At 58.5% G+C, this 18,148-nt stretch carries 22 protein-coding genes; 11 read left to right on the forward strand and 11 right to left on the reverse strand.

Features of this window, described 5'->3' with window-relative positions:
* Positions 1–21: 21 nt before the first annotated feature.
* From B0H98_RS14590 to B0H98_RS14605, 4 genes are read right to left on the reverse strand one after another with little or no spacing between them, the layout of a single operon-like run.
* The gene (locus B0H98_RS14590; protein WP_106375792.1) at positions 22–903 is read right to left on the reverse strand and encodes an ABC transporter permease; all 882 of its coding nucleotides are present in this window, start codon (positions 901–903) and stop codon (positions 22–24) included.
* Complete coding sequence (locus tag B0H98_RS14595; RefSeq protein ID WP_106375793.1) at positions 890–2,197, reverse strand: threonine synthase; 1,308 nt, start codon at positions 2,195–2,197, stop codon at positions 890–892. The genes B0H98_RS14590 and B0H98_RS14595 overlap by 14 nt, the downstream gene beginning before the upstream one ends.
* Positions 2,194–3,051 carry an ABC transporter ATP-binding protein gene (locus B0H98_RS14600; protein ID WP_106375794.1) on the reverse strand — a complete coding sequence of 286 codons (858 nt, stop codon included), beginning with the start codon at positions 3,049–3,051 and terminating at the stop codon, positions 2,194–2,196. Before B0H98_RS14600 ends, B0H98_RS14595 begins: the two co-directional genes overlap by 4 nt.
* Positions 3,051–4,073: an ABC transporter substrate-binding protein gene (locus tag B0H98_RS14605; RefSeq protein WP_106375795.1), complete on the reverse strand. Its 1,023-nt coding sequence runs from the start codon at positions 4,071–4,073 to the stop codon at positions 3,051–3,053. Before B0H98_RS14605 ends, B0H98_RS14600 begins: the two co-directional genes overlap by 1 nt.
* 218 nt (positions 4,074–4,291) lie before the next feature.
* Between B0H98_RS14605 and B0H98_RS14610 the strand changes: the two genes are divergently transcribed.
* Positions 4,292–5,218, forward strand: coding sequence for a TauD/TfdA dioxygenase family protein (locus B0H98_RS14610; protein WP_106375796.1), 927 nt, complete (start codon positions 4,292–4,294; stop codon positions 5,216–5,218).
* Between the two features lie 134 nt (positions 5,219–5,352).
* On the opposite strand, the gene B0H98_RS14615 is transcribed toward B0H98_RS14610, so the two are convergent.
* Complete coding sequence (locus B0H98_RS14615) at positions 5,353–6,690, reverse strand: Na+/H+ antiporter family protein (protein ID WP_208623626.1); 1,338 nt, start codon at positions 6,688–6,690, stop codon at positions 5,353–5,355.
* 351 nt (positions 6,691–7,041) lie between these two features.
* Between B0H98_RS14615 and B0H98_RS14620 the strand changes: the two genes are divergently transcribed.
* Complete coding sequence (locus tag B0H98_RS14620; RefSeq protein ID WP_106375798.1) at positions 7,042–7,986, forward strand: co-chaperone YbbN; 945 nt, start codon at positions 7,042–7,044, stop codon at positions 7,984–7,986.
* On the opposite strand, the gene B0H98_RS14625 is transcribed toward B0H98_RS14620, so the two are convergent.
* Positions 7,983–9,155: a MalY/PatB family protein gene (locus B0H98_RS14625; protein WP_106375799.1), complete on the reverse strand. Its 1,173-nt coding sequence runs from the start codon at positions 9,153–9,155 to the stop codon at positions 7,983–7,985. The two genes, B0H98_RS14620 and B0H98_RS14625, sit on opposite strands and share 4 nt — an antisense overlap.
* 37 nt (positions 9,156–9,192) lie before the next feature.
* Between B0H98_RS14625 and B0H98_RS14630 the strand changes: the two genes are divergently transcribed.
* The gene (locus B0H98_RS14630; RefSeq protein ID WP_106375800.1) at positions 9,193–9,624 is read left to right on the forward strand and encodes a hypothetical protein; all 432 of its coding nucleotides are present in this window, start codon (positions 9,193–9,195) and stop codon (positions 9,622–9,624) included.
* Positions 9,625–9,634: 10 nt separating this feature from the next.
* On the opposite strand, the gene B0H98_RS14635 is transcribed toward B0H98_RS14630, so the two are convergent.
* Positions 9,635–9,988 carry a hypothetical protein gene (locus tag B0H98_RS14635; RefSeq protein WP_106375801.1) on the reverse strand — a complete coding sequence of 118 codons (354 nt, stop codon included), beginning with the start codon at positions 9,986–9,988 and terminating at the stop codon, positions 9,635–9,637.
* A 77-nt stretch (positions 9,989–10,065) separates the two neighbouring features.
* Here B0H98_RS14635 and B0H98_RS14640 point away from each other — a divergent pair, with 77 nt between their 5' ends.
* From B0H98_RS14640 to B0H98_RS14660, 5 genes are read left to right on the forward strand one after another with little or no spacing between them, the layout of a single operon-like run.
* Entirely contained in the window at positions 10,066–10,890 is an 825-nt protein-coding gene (locus B0H98_RS14640; RefSeq protein WP_106375802.1) for a hypothetical protein, read from the forward strand.
* A 55-nt stretch (positions 10,891–10,945) separates the two neighbouring features.
* Positions 10,946–11,347 (forward strand): acyl-CoA thioesterase, encoded by a 402-nt coding sequence (locus B0H98_RS14645; protein ID WP_106375803.1) that lies wholly within the window; start codon positions 10,946–10,948, stop codon positions 11,345–11,347.
* Between the two features lie 34 nt (positions 11,348–11,381).
* Positions 11,382–11,684: a hypothetical protein gene (locus B0H98_RS14650; protein ID WP_106375804.1), complete on the forward strand. Its 303-nt coding sequence runs from the start codon at positions 11,382–11,384 to the stop codon at positions 11,682–11,684.
* Between the two features lie 12 nt (positions 11,685–11,696).
* Positions 11,697–12,218 carry a DUF501 domain-containing protein gene (locus B0H98_RS14655; protein WP_106375805.1) on the forward strand — a complete coding sequence of 174 codons (522 nt, stop codon included), beginning with the start codon at positions 11,697–11,699 and terminating at the stop codon, positions 12,216–12,218.
* A 34-nt stretch (positions 12,219–12,252) separates the two neighbouring features.
* Positions 12,253–12,795, forward strand: a complete 543-nt coding sequence (locus B0H98_RS14660; protein ID WP_106375806.1) for an LOG family protein — start codon at positions 12,253–12,255, stop codon at positions 12,793–12,795.
* Between the two features lie 4 nt (positions 12,796–12,799).
* On the opposite strand, the gene B0H98_RS14665 is transcribed toward B0H98_RS14660, so the two are convergent.
* Together B0H98_RS14665 and B0H98_RS14670 are read right to left on the reverse strand one after the other, a co-directional pair.
* Positions 12,800–13,303: a 3'-5' exonuclease gene (locus tag B0H98_RS14665; protein WP_106375807.1), complete on the reverse strand. Its 504-nt coding sequence runs from the start codon at positions 13,301–13,303 to the stop codon at positions 12,800–12,802.
* A 41-nt stretch (positions 13,304–13,344) separates the two neighbouring features.
* Positions 13,345–13,839 carry a tetratricopeptide repeat protein gene (locus B0H98_RS14670; protein WP_106375808.1) on the reverse strand — a complete coding sequence of 165 codons (495 nt, stop codon included), beginning with the start codon at positions 13,837–13,839 and terminating at the stop codon, positions 13,345–13,347.
* Positions 13,840–14,078: 239 nt separating this feature from the next.
* Between B0H98_RS14670 and B0H98_RS14675 the strand changes: the two genes are divergently transcribed.
* On the forward strand, positions 14,079–15,110 hold the full coding sequence (locus tag B0H98_RS14675; protein ID WP_106375809.1) for an NADP(H)-dependent aldo-keto reductase: 1,032 nt from the start codon (positions 14,079–14,081) through the stop codon (positions 15,108–15,110).
* A gap of 109 nt (positions 15,111–15,219) precedes the next feature.
* On the forward strand, positions 15,220–16,002 hold the full coding sequence (gene yaaA / locus B0H98_RS14680; protein ID WP_106375810.1) for a peroxide stress protein YaaA: 783 nt from the start codon (positions 15,220–15,222) through the stop codon (positions 16,000–16,002).
* Positions 16,003–16,029: 27 nt separating this feature from the next.
* Here yaaA and B0H98_RS14685 read toward each other — a convergent pair whose 3' ends face one another.
* Positions 16,030–16,605 (reverse strand): isochorismatase family protein, encoded by a 576-nt coding sequence (locus tag B0H98_RS14685; protein WP_106375811.1) that lies wholly within the window; start codon positions 16,603–16,605, stop codon positions 16,030–16,032.
* Between the two features lie 135 nt (positions 16,606–16,740).
* Between B0H98_RS14685 and B0H98_RS14690 the strand changes: the two genes are divergently transcribed.
* The gene (locus B0H98_RS14690; RefSeq protein WP_106375812.1) at positions 16,741–17,565 is read left to right on the forward strand and encodes a Tim44 domain-containing protein; all 825 of its coding nucleotides are present in this window, start codon (positions 16,741–16,743) and stop codon (positions 17,563–17,565) included.
* A 96-nt stretch (positions 17,566–17,661) separates the two neighbouring features.
* Here the strand turns inward: B0H98_RS14690 and B0H98_RS14695 are convergent, their stop codons facing one another.
* On the reverse strand, positions 17,662–17,853 hold the full coding sequence (locus tag B0H98_RS14695) for a hypothetical protein (protein ID WP_106375813.1): 192 nt from the start codon (positions 17,851–17,853) through the stop codon (positions 17,662–17,664).
* Positions 17,854–18,148 lie beyond the last annotated feature (295 nt).

An 18,148-nucleotide genomic window follows, 5' to 3' on the forward strand; every position in this document is an offset into this window, starting at 1 on the left:
TAGAGGTCGTAACGAACGTCATCAGCGCACCATGCCCCAGCGCTTCACCGTTAGGCGCTCAATGCTGTCAAAAATTATGTTTTCCATCAGCAGGCCAATCACAATGACGACGACCAAGCCTGCAAAAACGTTATCGGTGTAAAGCTCGTTACGGTTCTGGAAGATGTACCAGCCAAGCCCGCCTTTGCCTGAAGAAGCACCAAACACCAGCTCGGCGGCGATCAGGGTGCGCCAGGCAAACGCCCAGCCAATTTTCAACCCCGCCAGCAGCGCGGGAAGTGCTGCAGGAATCAGAATGAAGGCCACATAGCGCAGTCCCTTAAGCCCGTAGTTACGCCCTGCCATACGTAGCGTTTCTGAAACGCCTTGAAAGCCTGCATGAATATTGATCGCCATGGCCCACAGCACCGAGTGCACCAATACAAAGATCAAGCTGGCCTCGCCCAGGCCGAACCACAGCAGCGCCAGCGGCAACAGGGCAATGGCGGGCAGCGGGCTGAACATGGACGTTAACGTGGTGAGCAAGTCTCGCCCAATACGGGTTGAGACCGCCAAGGTCGTTAACGCCAGGGCGAGAAACGCACCTAAGGCAAAACCTTTTAGCAGCACGCTCAGCGATGCACTTACCCGTGCCAATAGAACGCCTGACGCCAGCCCATGCCAAAGGGCACTCGCGGTCTCCATGGCACTGGGCAGCATCAGCGGATTGTTTTGTACCCTGGCAACCACCTCCCAGGCGACTACCAACAGCACCAGAATGACGCTTTTACGCACCACGCTTTGATCCCACAGCCGCTGACCAACACCGCGAGTGACTTTTAGCTCGCGCACATCAACGGGCGGTAGATCAAAGAAGCGATCAACCCGTGGATCAACGGGGCCACGCAGGTCATGTACGCTCATGGGAATCTCCTGATGCCGTCGTGAAACCTGTAGTGGGAATAGCGCTCTGTTTATCCAGCACGTCAACGCGAAACGATTGGCTATCCGGGTATTTGATGCCTGCGCCGGTATTCAGCGCCACCACGCGCTCATGAGTGCCGATTTCGCCGAGGGTGCTTAACTCCCGTGCGGCAGCGAGAACAGCGGCACCTTCTGGGCATACAAAGGTACCCTCTAGCTGTGCCGCTCGGGTTTGCTCCCAACGAATCGCCGTTTCACTCACCGCAATGGCTCGGCCACCGGTGGCATATAGGGCGTCTAACACCAGAAAATCCCCCAGTGCTTTGGGGACGTTGATACCAAACGCATGGGTATGACTGCGCTCCCAGAATTCCGCTACTCGAGCGCCCTCTTGCCACGCCTTCACAATGGGCGCGCAACCATTGGCTTGCACGGCAATTAGCCGCGGCAGCTTGCCGGTGACACATCCCAGCGCCTGAAGCTCCTGCAAAGCTTTGTAAATACCGATCAGCCCCACGCCACCGCCCGTGGGGTACAGAATCACATCCGGCAACTGCCAGCCGAGCTGCTCGGCTAACTCCAGCCCCATGGTCTTCTTGCCCTCAATTCGATAGGGCTCTTTCAAGGTGGAAGCATCATAGTGGCCGGTGGCTTTTACCCACTCGCCAATCTGCTTACCTGAATCACTAATCACCCCATCGACCAGGGTTAGGCTGGCACCGGCAGCGGCACACTCCTGGCGGGTAATAAAGGGGGCATCTACCGGCATACTAATTGTGGCTTTAATGCCTGCCCGGGCGGCATATAACGACCACGCGGCACCGGCATTACCATTGGTTGGCATGGCTAAGTGGGTAACACCCAGCTCTTTCGCACGGGATATGCCCACCGCCGCACCCCGCGCTTTAAAGGACCCCGTGGGCAGCAGCCCTTCGTCTTTCATGACCAGGTTATCCAAGCGCATATCGGCACCCAGTACAGGCAACTCAATCAGCGGTGTGACCACTTCACCTAGGCTGACGATGGCGTCTGGCGACGTCACGGGCAGCAGCTCGTGGTAACGCCACAGGCTCCAGGGGCGCGAGGCAAGATCCGCCTTCGACCATGACGCTTTGAGCGCCTCCAAGTCATAACGCACCAGCAGCGGCGAGCCACACTGGCACAGCTGTTGAATTTGTTGATGGGCATATTCAGCAGCACAGCGCGGGCAGTAAAGCCCTTCAACATAGCTATAACGCTGGCCTGCTAAGGGAGTGACTTTTTCATCTACACGCGGGATGACTAACGCACTCATGGGGCCACCTCATTTTCAAATAGCAGCCGATGAATGGTTTGGGTGCGCGCTTTGGTGGCTTCACTTCCCAAGCTGTGCAGGCTATCGTCGGCGCAGCCTAGCTCAGCACGCACCCGGCCTGGGTGGGGTGACAGCAGCAGTACCCGGTTACCTATTACCTGGGCTTCTTCAATGGAGTGGGTAACAAACAGTAGCGTAAAGCCTTCTTGCTGCCACAACGCCAGCAACTCTTCCTGCATTTTGCGCCGGGTGAGCGCATCGAGTGCGGCAAAGGGTTCATCCATCAGCAACACCCGTGGCCGCATGGCCAGCGCCCGGGCGATGGCCACACGCTGCTTCATGCCACCGGAAAGTGTATGCGGATAGGCATCCGCAAAACGCCCCAGCCCAACTTTTTCTAGCGTTTCTAACGCCCGCTGCTCCGCCGCTTTGCGCCCCAAGGTGCGCGAAGCCACCAGCGGGAACATGACGTTCTGCTTGACGGTTTTCCAGGGAGGCAGTTGATCAAACTCTTGAAACACTACGATACGGTCGGGCCCTGGGCCATGAATGGTGTTGCCATCCAGACGAATGCTGCCTTCTGCGGGGGTTAAAAACCCCGCGATGGCTTTGAGCAGCGTGGACTTGCCGCAACCGGATGGGCCCAGCAGTACAAACCGATCCCCTTCCTGCACGTTAAAGCTCACCTGTTGCGTTGCTTTAACGACATGCTGACGGGTTCGGTACTCAAGGGTGACGTTGTCCACTGCCAGCCGTGGGGTTGTTGCTGCAGCTGAAGTGTTGGCAGGTGAGTAAGCCTCGCGATCCAGCGAGGCCTCACCCAGCACATGGCGCTTACGCAGTGCAATCGACATTAGCTCCCCTCCCAGGCATGGATATCGTCAAAGAAGTAGTCCTGCCATGAGGTGGGCTCATTACGAATGGCACCGACCTCAAACAGAAACTCTGCCAAGGGGAAGGTATTGTGGGGCACCAGCGAGAAACTCACCTGCTCATCGATAATGATCGACTCAAGAAAATCGACATCCAGCTGCGTACCACTCAAGCGCTGATAGATAGTTGCCGCTTCGCGAGGATCTTCTTCAATGAAGGTTCTTGCTTCCTCAAGAGCCTCTAGAAACGCCGCGTAGACCTCAGGGTTATCAGCGCGAAATGCCTCTGTGGCGTAAAGCACCGTTGGTGAAACAGGGCCGCCGAGAATTTCGTAGGAGTCGGTGATTTTGTGCACGCCTTCATGCTGAAGCGCCTGATACTGGAAAGGAATAGCGGAGAAGTGGGTGTTGATTTCAGTACCGCCGCTGATCAGTGCCGCCGTGGCATCCGGATGAGGCAATGCCACCGTATTGCCTTCTAAGCGGTCAAATTGATCTTGCCCAAAGGTATCCGCCACCGCCTTTTGCAGAAACCGCGACTGAACAGATACGCCAACAGCGGGCACGGCAATGCGGTCATTGTCATCAATATCTTCAAGCGTCTGAATATCGGGATTATTGGTGATCAAAAAGTTAGGGAACTCCCCGAGCGACGCCACCCCTTTTACATTTTGGCTGCCATGAGTCCGGTCCCACACCGTTAACAGCGGCCCCACCCCAGCCCCGGCAATATCGATGCTGTTAGAGAGCAGCGCATCATTCACGGCCGCTCCGCCTGAAAGCTGCAGCCATTCCACATCAATATCCACACCGCGCTCGGCACCATGTTTTTCAATCAGTTCCTGGTCACGGGCAACGTGGAGCAGTAAATAGGTGATGCCAAACTGTTCAGCAATACGCAGTTGCTCTGCCGCTTGAGCGTGGCTGGCACTTGCCAGCGACACCGCCAACAGCGTGGCTAAACCAGAGGTACTAATAGAAGTACTAATGAGAGTTCGAGTCATGGCGGTGCTCCTGAACATAAAATGTCAGGTCACCTTATGGCGCTCCGATATTACTCAGAAGTGAGTTTTCGAGAAGTCCTTATCAGCGAATAACTGAACTACTTATTCACTGCCTGCTGATATCTAAATCATAAAAAGCACGGTTATTTAAGTTATTTGGGTTCATACAGCGGCTCTTCGATAGTGAGTTCACACTCCATTTAAAAAGAGCAACACACATGACACAGGTACAACGCTCACAGAGCACTCTTCGTGTAAGCCCTTTAAGCGGTCATATCGGTGCCGAAATTGAAGGGTTAGATCTCGCCAGCCTGGCTCTCGATAATCGGGATAACGAAGGCTTCGCTACGCTTAAATCTTTGTTTCTCCAGTACCAGGTAGTGATTTTGCGTAATCAAACTCTCACGCGGGATCAGCATATCGCGCTGGGTAAACGCTTTGGCGACCTGCACGTTCACCCTATGGCGAAAGGCCCTGAGGGCTACCCGGAAATTTTCCCCATTGAGGCCGATGCCAACTCGTCTAACGACCCGAAAGCCATTCGCAGCGGCAAGCGGGCAGTCAACGGTGGCCATTGGCACTCGGATGTTTCTTGCGATGTAGAGCCACCGCTGGGAAGTTTGCTGTACCTACGCGATGTGCCTGAATATGGCGGCGACACCCTGTTCAGCAGCGGTTATGCCGCCTATGAAGCACTTTCCCCCGCCTTGCAATCGCTGCTTGAAGGCTTAACCGCCGTTCACTCAGGAGAAGCTACTTATCGCCTCCATTACGGTCATCAAGCGGCTAAAGATCGTAGTCAATTTGGCTTCAAGAACGGTGCGGATTACCCTGAGGCGGTGCATCCCGTGTTGCGCACTCACCCAGAAACCGGGCGCAAAAGCCTATTTGTAAACCGCGGCTTTACTCGGGAGATTGTTGAGCTTTCCCACACAGAGAGTCAGGCGCTGCTGGAGTTTCTCTATCGCCACCAGGAAACGCCAGAGTTTACCGTTCGCCTAAACTGGACACCCAATAGCTTGGCTATTTGGGATAACCGCTGCACCCAGCACCGGGCTATTTTTGATTACTCTGGGCAAGCACGAAGGGGTGAGCGCGTGACTATCAAAGGCGACCGCCCTTTTTTCAGTGATACAGCGGATTGAATGAACCATGGATCGGCATCCTGATGCCTAGCCCATCAGCGACATCAGGATATCCTGCCAATAAAAATTGATAACTGCATCTTTTTACAGCAAGCGTGTTCGAGCAGTCAAAGCGGCACTGACAAAACCTACATCTACAGCAGCATCGCCGCTACCCAGGCAAATATCAGCAGGCCGACGTTGGCGTGGGAAAAGGTGGGCAGCACACTGTCCTTGATATGGTCGTGCTGACCATCGGCATTCAGCCCGGCCGTTGCCCCCAGCGTAATAGTGGAGGCAGGTGAACCGGCATCGCCAAGTGCCGCCGCGGCGCCTAACAGAACCACCGTGGCCATCGGAGAAAATCCCAGCGTCAGGGCCAACGGCACGTAGATGGAGGCGAGAATCGGTACGCTGGCGAACGAGTCACCAAAGCCGATGGTGATGAACAGCCCGACAATCAGCATCAACGCCGCCCCCAGGGCCATATTGCCGCCAATCATGTCGGCCGTGGCGGAAACCAGCGAGCCAATTTCGCCGGTGGCGCTCAGCAGGCCGGAGAAGCCCGAAGCGATGGTGATGATCACCGCAATCTGCGCCATCATGCGCAGGCCTTCGGTAAATACATCGTCCTGCTCGCGCCAGCGGAAAACGCCGGTGAAGCCCAAGATGATAAAGCCAACCATGGCGCCTATCAGCAGCGAGTCGAACTGAATCTGGCAGATCAAGGCGGCCGCAAGCGCAGCAAGCGTGAACATGCACTGGGTAAGGTTGAGCGGCTTGGGTGGCTTGTCCGTCTTGAGGTCGGTCAGCGCCACGGTCTGATAATCGCGCGGCGTGCGGTAGGTGTAAAAGACCGCCACACACATGCCGAGCACAATCCCCATGACCGGCAGGAACATCGCCTTTGGCAACATGCCGGCGGTAACCGTCAGGCCATAGGCCTGGCCTGCCTCGTTGACGTTGGTCAGCAGAATCTCGTTGAGGTAGATGGCGCCAAACCCGGTCGGCAGCAGCAGATAGCTTGCGCTGATCGAGCAGGCCAGAATGCACGCCACTGCACGGCGGTCGATCTGCAGCTTGTTCATCACTCCTAAAAGCGGCGGAATCAGGATGGGAATGAACGCGATATGCACCGGCACCAGGTTCTGAGACATGACGGACGCCGCCACAAAGGTCAGGAAGATGACCCACTTTACGCCCTGGTTGGTGGCGCCTTCGCTGAAGTCCAGCCGTGAAGCTATCTTGTGCGCGAGCAGATCCAGCAGGCCGCTGCGCGCCAGCGCTACTGCAAAGGCGCCTACCATGATGTAAGTAAGCCCCACCTGCGAGCCGATCAGCAGGCTGTCGTTGAAGGCGCCGATGGCATCGTTGATGGAAAGCCCGCTGTGCAGCCCACCCGCCAGAGCAGCGGTGATCAGCGCAATGGCAACCGGCACCTGCAGCAGGCAGAGCGTGACCATCAGGCCAATCGTCAGTACAACCGCATTGATGTGATATCCCACCACGAGCGCGAGCAGGTAAAGCGTCGCGATGACCGCAAGCGTTGGCAGCACTCGCCGCATGAGAAATATATCCCGGCCTGCCTCCAGGGGCAGTGAGAGTGAAGAGCGCATCGATAAGGCTTCCTTTTTGTATCGGGGAGATCGCAGGGCCAGGCAGCAACCGGCGCGACATTTTAATGGATTTATGCGGGTGAACGCGCCCCTGGGCCGATAAATATCACAATCCACTTGCGGCAACGCCCAGCCTGGAACAAGTTCGCCGCTAATGTCTTGAATATGGCCACTACCGCCTGCATATCATGAGGAAATCTATTCTCATTTTCGGATATCGAGTTGCCCATGCAGATTATTGACCCCCGTTCAGGCAAGCCGCTAACCGCGGATACCGGAAACGCCAGCGCTAGTGCCGCTGACACCGAGCGCGCGGCGGTACGTGCTGAAGATGTCATCGTCGAGCTTGATGCGAGCAATATTCAGCAGATACTCGAGGCTTCCATGCAAGTCCCGGTTCTTCTGGGCTGCTACTCGCCTGCAGACAACAGCTGCAACACGCTCCTTGCGGTACTGGAAAAGCTGGCACTGGAATACGCGGGCACCTTTCTGCTGGGCAAGCTCAACGTGGACGCCAACCCGGAGATTTCCGCTCAGCTGGGCGTGCGCGCGGTACCGGATGTGAAGCTGGTCAGCCAGGGTGGCCTGGTGGATAACTTTCAGGGCGCGCGGCCTGAAAAAGAGGTGCGCGAGTGGTTGGGCCGTTATTTCCCGGCGCCTGCCGAGGCCCCCGAAAGCCCTGAAGAGCAGGCTGAAGCAGCACTTGCCCAGGGCGATGCCGCCAAGGCGCGAGAGATCTATCAGGATCTGATGACTCAATACCCCGAGTATTACGCCTATCAGGTAGCCTTTGCCCGCACGCTGGTGGCTGAAAAGCGCAGTGATGAGGCGCGTAGCGTGCTGGACAACCTGCCGCCGGAAGAGCGCGATGCGCCAGCGGCCCGTGGTGTACGCGCCAGCATCGAGTTCAGCGAACAGGCGCTTTCCGCCGATGAAATCACCGCCCTTGGCGAGCGCGATGACAGCGAAGCGCAGTTTCAGCGTGCGCTGCGCCAGGTGGCTGACGGCCAGTACGATGCCGGGCTGGAGGCGCTGTTGACGCTGATGAAGCAGGACCGCGCCTATAATGACGACGCGGCCCGCAAGACGCTGCTTCAGGTCTTCGATGCGCTTGGCGCCGATCACCCCTTGACCGTTGCCTACCGGCGCAAGCTGTTTGCTCTGCTCTACTAGCAGCCTGCCTTTTTCAGCAGCTTGTCCATACGCGCTAACGCGGCGTCCAGCTGGGACGCCGTGGTGCCGAAATTGAGCCGCACGAAGCCCGGGCAGCCAAACGCCGCTCCGTCGGAAAGCGCCACGCCCGCCTGCTCCTTGATCGTTTGATAAGGCGTCTCGCCCAACCCTGCCTCGCGCATATCAAGCCATGCCAGATACGTCGCTTCCGGCACACTGAGCGTTACACCGGGCCAGCTGGCTACGTGGGCTTCAAGCGTGGCGCGGTGCTGACGCAGCTCTTTCAAGAGCGCCTGTCGCCAAGGCTCGCCTTCACGGTAGGCGGCTTCGGCGGCGACCAGCCCCAGCACATTGACGTCGGGCAGCAGCCCTTTACAGGCATCGGCAAACCGGGCACGTACGTCAGGGTCAGGAATCACCGCGCAGGCACTGGTCAGCCCCGCCAGGTTGAAGGTCTTGGAGGGTGCCCAGAGGGTAATCGTGCGCTTGGCAAGCGCGGGAAACATCGCCGCCAGCGGCCGGTGACGGGCGCCCTCTTCCAGCAGCAGATCACAGTGCAGCTCATCCGAGACAACCCATAGATCGTGCTGCTCTACCAACTCGGCAAGCGTGGCAAGCTCTTCATGCCGCCAGACCCGCCCGGTGGGGTTGTGCGGATGGCACCAGAGCAGCAGACGCGTTTGCGGCGTGATGGCCGCCTTGATCGCATCGATATTCAGTTGCCACGGCTCGCCGGGGGTGCTGGGTGCGCCCAGCATGGCCTGTTGAGGCAGGCGCCCGGTGCGCGTGGCCACCGCCAGAAACGGCGGATAAATGGGAGCTACGGTCAGCACGCCGTCGCCGGGCTGAGTCAGCGCCAGCGTCGCAAAGTGCAGTGCGGGTACCACGCCCGGCAGCCAGTGCTGCCATTCAGGCACGATGGCCCAGTCGTAGTGCGCCGCACTCCAGTCGCATAGCGTTTGCTTCAGCGACTCGGGGACTTCACCGTAGCCGTACACACCGTGGGCTACGCGCGCCTCAAGCGCCTCGATCACTGCCGGCGGCGAGCGGAAATCCATGTCGGCGACCCAGAGCGGCAGCACATCCTCTGCGTAACGGTGCCATTTTTGCGACGAGTAGCGCCCTTCGGGGTGGCGCCGCTCGACAGCCGTGGCAAAATCAAACGCCATAACACATCTCACTTTTTCAAAAGGGTTGGTAACGAGCATGCCGCAAGACGATTTTTATACTCAGATGCGCGCTGGCCTCTCGGCGCTATTGCGGCAATGGCAAGCCCTGGGCCAGGCGGATGCCGACCAGCTGGCCCTCATATTGGCGGAGACAGCGCGGGTTGCCAAGCTGGGCCAGCCTGATGCCACGCCAGATGGTGCCACGCTTGCCCACTGGAGCCAGATCGAGACTGGTGATATGCCGCTCTGGGCACCGCGCACGGCGGTGTTTCTGCTCAACCAGATGCCCGCCAAGCCGACTCCTCAAAGCAACGCCGAAGCCTGCGCCTGGGCTTACTGCTGGCTGCGCAACCGCGAATTTGCTTCGCTTCAGGCGGCTCACGATGCCCTGCCTGCCCACCTGAAGGAACCGCTTGCCGATGCCCTGCAAGCCGCCTGGCGCGACCAGCAGGGGCTGCGCCTGGTGTGAATCCCGGGTATCAGCGCCTGGGGCGGCGGGATTTGGGCTTGAAGCCCGCAGGCTTTGCAGACAGCCATTCGACGAAATGGTGGACTTCTTCACTCGCCAGCAGCGCCTCGCGGCTGGCAAACTGGTCGGCCAGCTCGCGCTCGCTGTAGAGCCTGTGAATGTGCCGATGGCAGGCGTGGCAGAGCCATAGAATGGCGGTCAGCCGCTCCTCGCGCGAGTAGCGCTTTCGATAGCGCGGCTTGTTGTGCAACGCTCGAGGGATCAGGTGGTGCTTGGTCAACGGCGCGGCGCGGCTGCAAAGCTCGCACCGCTCGGGCCTTGGCGGGGGCGAAAGCGCATGCCCTGAGGGGGAAGCAACATCCACGGCGGCTCTGCTCTCCTGGGTCAAGTGGCGGCAAAACAACGAAAACAGTATTCAATCAATTCTAAGGATAGCCATTCATGCTGGAAGTTCCGATTAGCTGGCAGCTTGCCAAAGTCATGGTTTCCGTTGCCATGGTGTTGGGCCTGGGGGTCGTGGCGGTGCGGGTAAGTCCTAAGGTCGCGGGACTTTTGGCAGGCTATCCGCTGGGCACGGCACTGGCGCTTTTCTTTATCGGCCTTGAGATCTCGCCGCTGTTCGCCGCCCAAAGCGCCGTGCATACGCTGGCCGGTTTTACCGCCACCATGGCGCTGGGGGCGGGCTACTGGCTATGTGGGCGCAGGCCCGGGCTATCGGGGCTTTTGGCCGGCACCGCCGGTGGTATTACCGCCTGGTTTGGCGTCAGCCTGGTGCTGGCCCAGTTCGAGTTCACCAGGCTTTCAGGCACGCTGGTAACACTTTGCGCCATTGTGCTGTTCAGTTGGCTCTTTCGGCGTATACCCGAGAGCCGGGCCACCACACGTCCTCCTTTTTCCTGGAGCGCGCTGTGTGTACGTGCCCTGCTGGCGACACTGATCGTGTTTGCCATCACCAGCCTTGCTCACTGGGTGCCGCCGGCCTGGGCGGGAACGCTGGCGGCCTTTCCGATCACCATGCTGCCTTTCCTGCTGATCCTGCATTTGAGCCAGGGGCCGGCACCGACCGCTACCGTCATCAAGCACTACCCGATGGGCCTGGGCTCGCTACTGTGCTATGCCCTGTGCGTCTCGTTTACCTATGAAAGCTGGGGGCTTGCGCTGGGCACGCTGGCGGGGTTCGGTGTGGCCACGCTGTGGCTTGTCGGCTGGATGCAGGCGCAGCGTTGGTTCACCCAGCGGCGAATGGCGCTTGGGCAAACCACTTGACCAAGCGCTTGCTTGGGGCAATCCTGAACGCTCAACCAATAACAAGGCATTGACTATGTTCACCCGTATCATTGAACCTGCTTTCTACGATACCGATGCATTGGGCCATATCAACAATACTCGCCTGCCCGCCTGGTTCGAGCTGGCCCGCAACGATCTGTTCAAGCTGTTTACGCCGGATCTTGATCCTAAAAAGTGGCGCTTGATGATGGCCCGCATGGAAGTCGATTACCGGGCTGAACTGTTTTACGGTCACGATATCGAACTGCGTACCTACCTGACGCGCCTGGGCAACAGCTCGTTCACGGTGACCCAGGAGGCGCGCCAGCACGGCAAGCTGACCAATGTCGGGCATACCGTCATGCTGCAGTACGATCACCAGGCAAAGCGCGCCGTACCCATCGAAGGCGAGCTGCGCGACGCGCTGTCCGCCCACCTGCAGGATGCGCCCGCCTGACGCTGTCCGCGCGCGGGGCTACCAGGAGCACCCCATGGCCATTCGCTACAATCTCTGGCTGGACCCTGACAATACGACCCAGCACCGGGCCGTTGAGGCCGACCTTGAGCGCTATTTCATGGAGCGCTTTGCCGACTACCCGCATATCCGCTTGTTCGGGGCGGACCCTTACGATTATGATGCCCCGTTCAACCGCCTTTATGACGCGCTGATAGCGCGAGCCGCGGAGTACTGCGAGCGTACGTGGTGCTATGTGGCTTCCCCAGAGCAGCTTAACCGCTGTTTTTTCCGTGCTGTTGGCCGCTCCAATAAATTTGTTCAAGATGACCGTTCGTGAGAGACCAACCCAATGGTGATTCGTACCGACCAGGCGCCGAATGAGCGTCAGCTGGCGATTATTACTCAGCAGCTAGGCCGCGCGCCGCGGGGCATCGAAGCCGTTGCCGCCACCGATGGCCAGGGTACGCCGCTGGTGCTACGCATGGCGCCAATCGTGGATGACAAGCCCTTTCCCACACTTTACTGGCTGTGCTCCGATGTGTTGAAGATCGAAATCTCGCGCATCGAAGCGGTGGGGGTTATCAAGTCGCTGGAGCAGCGCCTGCAGGAAGAGCCTGATTTTCTGGAAGCCTACCAGCAGAGTCATCGCGATTATGTCAAAGCCCGCTGGGACTACATGAGCGATGCTCAGCGCGCCGAGATCGAGCGACTGGGATACACCGATGTGCTGACCGAGCGTGGCATCGGCGGTATCAGCAACTGGCAGCAGGTGCGCTGCCTGCATACCCAGTACGCCCACCACCTCTGTGGTAACAACGTGATTGGCCAGTGGATGGATGAGCATCATCTGGTCGACCGCTGCCTGCCGTAACCCAATTGACTCACTGGTATCAAGGAACCCACCGATGTCCCGAATCTGCGTTTATCTCGGCTCGCGCGAGGGCAATAGCCCAGCCTTTCGTCAGGCGGCACAGGCCTTGGGCACGGCACTGGCCGTGCGCGGCCACACGCTGGTGTATGGCGGTGCGCGAATAGGGCTGATGGGCGAGCTTGCCAACGCCGCCCTTGCCGCTGGAGGGCATGTGATCGGGGTAATGCCGGATCATCTGGTGGAGCGTGAACAGGCGCACTTTGGCCTGACCGAGCTTATTCGCGTGGCCAACATGCATGAACGCAAAGCCACCATGGCGGCCAACGCCGACGCGTTCATCGCCATGCCCGGGGGCATCGGCACGTTCGAGGAGCTGTTCGAGATCTGGACCTGGGGCTATCTGGGCCTGCACGAAAAGCCCATGGGGCTTTTGAACATCGAGGATTTCTACGGTCCGCTGATGACGTTTCTGAACAATACCGTGGACCAGGGCTTTCTAGCCCAGCCAACCCGCGACATGCTCAAGGACGCGCAGACGCCCGAGGCGCTGCTGGACATACTGGAAAGGCAGCTGTAGAGAATTAAGGCGTGGTCAGTTGACGGGTACGCTGGTAGGTCAATTGTAGAAGGCGGGCATCTTCCCCGGCACGGTGGCGGTTGATATCGCTTTCACCGATGACGTGCTCCTTGGTATCGCTCCAAAGCGCCTGCTGCTCTTCGCTGAGCAGAATACGCAGCGCTTCGAGCCGAAAGCGTGGCAGCATTCCCGCATGGTGAAACAAAAGCGAAAGCCACGTGTTGTCGTACCCCCAGCTGTCGCTGTAGGCCTTGCCCAGGCTGCTCAGCTCATCGTTGAGCCACTGCGCCACCTGGCGCGCCGGATAGCCTTCCTGAAACAGCCGCTCGCGGGATATGCCGTGCAGCAGCTCGGCTTTCGGGTCCCAGTGCGTCCACTCCTGCTGAGGCTGAATAAGAAACGCGCAGCAGCTTCCGTCGGCACGCGCGATGCCAACTTCAATAGGGTAGCTGCCGCGCCCGAATCCGGACGCTTCAATATCTAATACAGTGGGTAGCGTCTCGGACACTGACTTCCTCATTCAATCCGTGTGCATCATCTGGCAGCACGTTACGCGGCAGCGGCGCTTGCCTGCGGCTTGCGCTCGGCCAAACGCTGCCAGTAAGCCGCTCGGCCGGCATCGGCAGTCAGGCCAAGCTCACCTAGACGGTAGGCGCAGGCCAGACGTTCAGCCGCCGGCTGATGACCTGACTGTGCCGCCCGCGCATACCACGTTACCGCATAATCCTCGCGGCGTGGATACTGGGCGCAGCCGTGCTCATAGATCTGAGCGACCTGATACTGCGACTTTACATCGCCAGACTGGGCGGCTTCCACCACATAGCGGGCGCCGCGCGCCTTGTCCTGCGGCGACAGGCTGCGATGAAACAGCATATGCCCATAAACGGACAGCGCATCCGGATGCCCGGCATCGGCACAGCGCTTGAACAAGCGCATGGTGAGACGCTGGGTACGCGGTGAGCGCGGCAGCAGCCAACGGTTCTGAAACAGCCGTTCGGCCAGGCGAAATTCTAGCCGAGTAAACAACGATGATGCCTGCGGCATGGCAAACCACCTTGCCAGTTTGTTGGGACCTTTGATCAGCATTCACGACAGTATTTGAGTGCCGACCACACGAGAAACCGGCATTTGGCCGGTCGATGGGCTGGCAAGCATACGCCTGCCTTTGCGACGACTCAACCCCATTGATTTGCTGCTTTCAAATAGCCTCGCTAACATGCCCCTCACACGCCGCAATAAATCGCACAATAAACAGGTACCACTGCCTTAACGAGGAGTTCAAGATGCAAACGCGCCCACTTGGCCGAACGGGAATCGAGGTCAGCCGCCTCTGCCTCGGAACCATGACCTTTGGCGAGCAGAACAGCGAGGCACAGGCGCATGAGCAGCTCGATCGCGCCGTTGCCTTTGGTATCAACTTCATCGATACCGCCGAGATGTATCCCGTACCGCCCAAGGCCGATACCCAGGGCCTGACCGAACGCTATATCGGCAGCTGGCTGAAGCAGCGCGGTGAGCGTGACGATGTGGTTATCGCGACCAAAGCCGTTGGCCCCGGGCCTGAGCATATCCGCGGCGGCCCGCGCATGACCCGCGCCCATATCCATCAGGCCATCGACGAAAGCCTTGCTCGATTGCAGACCGACTATGTAGACCTCTACCAGTTGCACTGGCCGGATCGCAATACCAACTTCTTTGGCAAGCTGGGCTATGTGCATCAGGATGACGAAGATGCCACTCCCCTGGAAGAGACCCTTTCCGCGCTGAAAGAGCTGGTAGATGCTGGCAAGGTGCGCTCGATTGGGCTGTCCAACGATACGCCCTGGGGCGTGATGCGCGCGCTTTACCTGGCAGAGAAAATGGATCTACCCCGTGTGGCGTCCATCCAGAATCCTTATAATCTGCTCAACCGCTCGTTCGAAGTCGGTCTGGCCGAGATCGCCCACCGCGAAGACGTCGGCCTGCTGGCCTACTCGCCGCTGGGGTTTGGCGTACTCTCCGGCAAGTATCTAGACGGCGCCTGGCCCGAGAAAGGCCGCTTGACGCTTTACGAGCGCTTCAAGCGCTACACCTCACCCGAGGCGGAAGCCGCCACGCAGGCTTATGTGAACCTGGCCCGCGAGCATGGCCTTGACCCGGCGCAAATGGCGCTGGCGTTTATCAACTCACGCAGCTTTCTGACCAGCAATATCATTGGTGCCACGACCATGGAGCAGCTGGAGAGCAATCTGGAAAGCGAAAGCCTGAAGCTTGATGATGAGGTACTGGAGGCCATTGACGATATCCACCGCCGCATGCCCAATCCCTGCCCCTAAGGCCCCATAGTCGCACTATCAAGACGATAGCCTCGGCCAACGCCGAGGCTTGGTATACTGTCGGCCATCCATTTTTCATGACGTTTTACGTCGGCCGAAGGAGCTTTCCATGCTGAGCGTTATTTCACCAGCCAAGACGCTGGATTTCGAAACGCCCTCTACGACCCACCACGTTACCCAGCCCGACTTTCTGAGCGAAAGCCAGGCACTCATCGATATTCTACGCGACTACTCTCCTCAGCAGATCAGCGAACTGATGGGCATCAGCGATAAGCTTGCCGGCCTTAACGCAGCACGTTTCGCCGAGTGGGAGCCGCCCTTTTCGCTGGATAACGCCAAGCCCGCCGCTCAGGCCTTTCAGGGCGATGTCTACACCGGGCTTGAAGCGGAGACCTTTACTCAAGCGGAAAACCGCTTTGCCCAGACTCACCTGCGTATTCTGTCCGGTCTGTACGGTTTATTGCGCCCGCTGGATCTGATTCAGGCCTATCGTCTGGAAATGGGTACTAAACTGCCCAACGACTCGGGCAAGGATCTGTATGCCTACTGGAAGCCGACGCTTACCAGCGCGCTCAATGAAGCCATTGAAGCGAGCGGCTCGAAAGTGCTGGTGAACCTGGCGTCCAACGAGTATTTCAAGGCGATAGATGCCAAAAAGCTGGATGCACGCATCATCACCCCGGTTTTCAAGGACGAAAAGAGCGGCACCTTCAAGATCATCAGCTTCTATGCCAAGAAAGCGCGAGGTTTGATGAGTGCCTGGATCATCCGCGAAGGGATCAATACGCCTGACGATCTGAAGACGTTTGACGTGGCGGGGTACCGGTTTGATGCAGCTGCCTCAGAGCACGACACACTGGTATTTACCCGGTGTGAAGCAGATCGCGCCTGAGCTACGAAGGCCGGCAGAGTAACAGCCTCAGAAAAACGTCAATGTGCGTGCCGAGCGTGGCTTTAGAAAGCGCTGGTGCGCTTCGCTGAACAGCGCCGTTTCGCACTCGCGTAGCCATTCATAGGCCACCATATCGGCTGATACAGACACCGCGCCATGATGGCACGCTCGCTCGCGAGCCAGCGCCGCCTCTTCCCGGCGACGGCTCGCGGTGGCTTCACTCAGCCAGTACACTTGATACCCCGCCTCCAGCAGGCCAAGCGCACTCTGCAATACACAGATATGCGCTTCGGCCCCGCAAATCACAATCTGATGCTTGCCACTTTCACTGAGTGTCTGTGAGAAGTCACTATTCTCCATGGCATTGAAGTGATGTTTTGACCAGCGGAGGTACTCGGTCAGGGAGTCCAGCAGGGTAGGCGCCGTTTCTCCCAGCTTTTCCGGTGACTGCTCGGTGACCCATACCGGAACGTCCAGGCGCTCGGCTACCTGTGCAAGCCAGCCAGCCTCGGTGACGACCTGCCGCTTGCCGTCAATCACGGGTAAAAGCCCCAGCTGTAGATCGACGATTAATAGCAGACTCTTTTCTCGGTATAGGCGCATACTGCCTCCTTACTAGTGTTTATTTTAGCCAGAAGTCTTAGCTATTTTGCTACGCACCCATCAAGCGTAAAGGCTAAGATACCTGCCTCACAACTTTCCCCCGATAAACGCCTCTTACTGAAAAGGGAGCACGCCATGCTACGACAACTCTTTATCATGCTGCTGGTCAGCACGCTGGGCTTTGGCTTGGCTATTGAATCCGCGGACGCGCGGCGCCTGGGCGGTGGCAGTAACATGGGCAGTGTCTCGCGCTCGGCTGACCGCCCAGCGGCCACCCAGCAGGCTCAAGGCCCTGCGCAAACCCAAGCAGCGGCAGGCGCACGCCGTGGCGGCATGGGTGGGATGATGGGGGGACTGCTGGCCGGTGGACTCTTGGCTGCGCTGTTCTTTGGCGGTGCCTTCGATGGCCTGCGCATGATGGATTTCATCATGATCATCGGCGTGGCCGCACTGGCATTTATAGCGCTTCGTGCCATGCGTGCCCAGCGCCCGGCGACGGCGAGCCAAGGCCATCATCAGGCGCGTACGCAAGCTCAGCCGCCTGCACCCACAGCACGTTCAGGTCGGATTGCCAGCCAACTTGGCAGCCCCCCGGCATGGTTTGATAAAGAACGCTTCTTGGGCGGTGCCAAGGAGCACTTCATGACGCTTCAGCGCGCCTGGGACAACAACGACTTCAGCCTGATTCAGGAGTACGTTACCCCTGAGCTCTACAACCTGCTGCGTGAAGAGCGCGCCCAGCAGCCGGCCAACAATCGCACCGAAGTGGTACGCCTATTTGCCGAACTTGGCGATATTACCGAGCTTGATGACCGCGCCGAGGCAACCGTCATCTTCCATGGCATTCTGGAAGAGAACGGCGAGCAGACCGAGTTCAATGAAACCTGGCACCTGACCCGTACCATGCGCGATGATGCCCCCTGGTATCTGCAAGGCATCGAGCAAAATCCAGGCGCTTAGATAGTCCCTCCACTGCCTTGATCACCTGAACGCAAAACAGCCGCTAATGACTTAGCGGCTGTTTTTTTATGGCATGAGGCCGACTGGTATAACCAATTAATCTTCTGCGGCATCCTGTATGTTTTCACCGGCCTCTTCAATGCTTTCACCGGCGCTTTCCATACTGTCGTCGATGCTCTCACCAGCACTTTCCGCAGGCCCTTGATCGTTATCGCAGGCCGCGAGGCCGCCTGCCAAGAGCGCCATAAGGGCGGCAATCGATAACCTTTTCAATAGCTGACTATTCACCGCGCTTCTCCTTATGCAAGGCCACTTTATGATATGTTTACATCATACGTTTTCTTTCAGGCCAAAGACAATACCGCTACTCCATCACGGCTGCTGATACGTACCGCCACCCGCCACGCAGCCATGTAGTGAGGTAGTGCTCTCGGCACCGTGCCCATTGAGCACTTTTCTTCCACGCAAAAAAAATCCCCCGAGGCGTAAGCCCCGGGGGATTTTTCACAATAAGTGCCTGACGATGACCTACTCTCGCATGGGGAGACCCCACACTACCATCGGCGCTAAGCGGTTTCACTAC

The sequence above is a fragment of the Vreelandella songnenensis genome, from assembly GCF_003002925.1.
GTDB classification, from domain to species: Bacteria; Pseudomonadota; Gammaproteobacteria; order Pseudomonadales; family Halomonadaceae; genus Vreelandella; species Vreelandella songnenensis.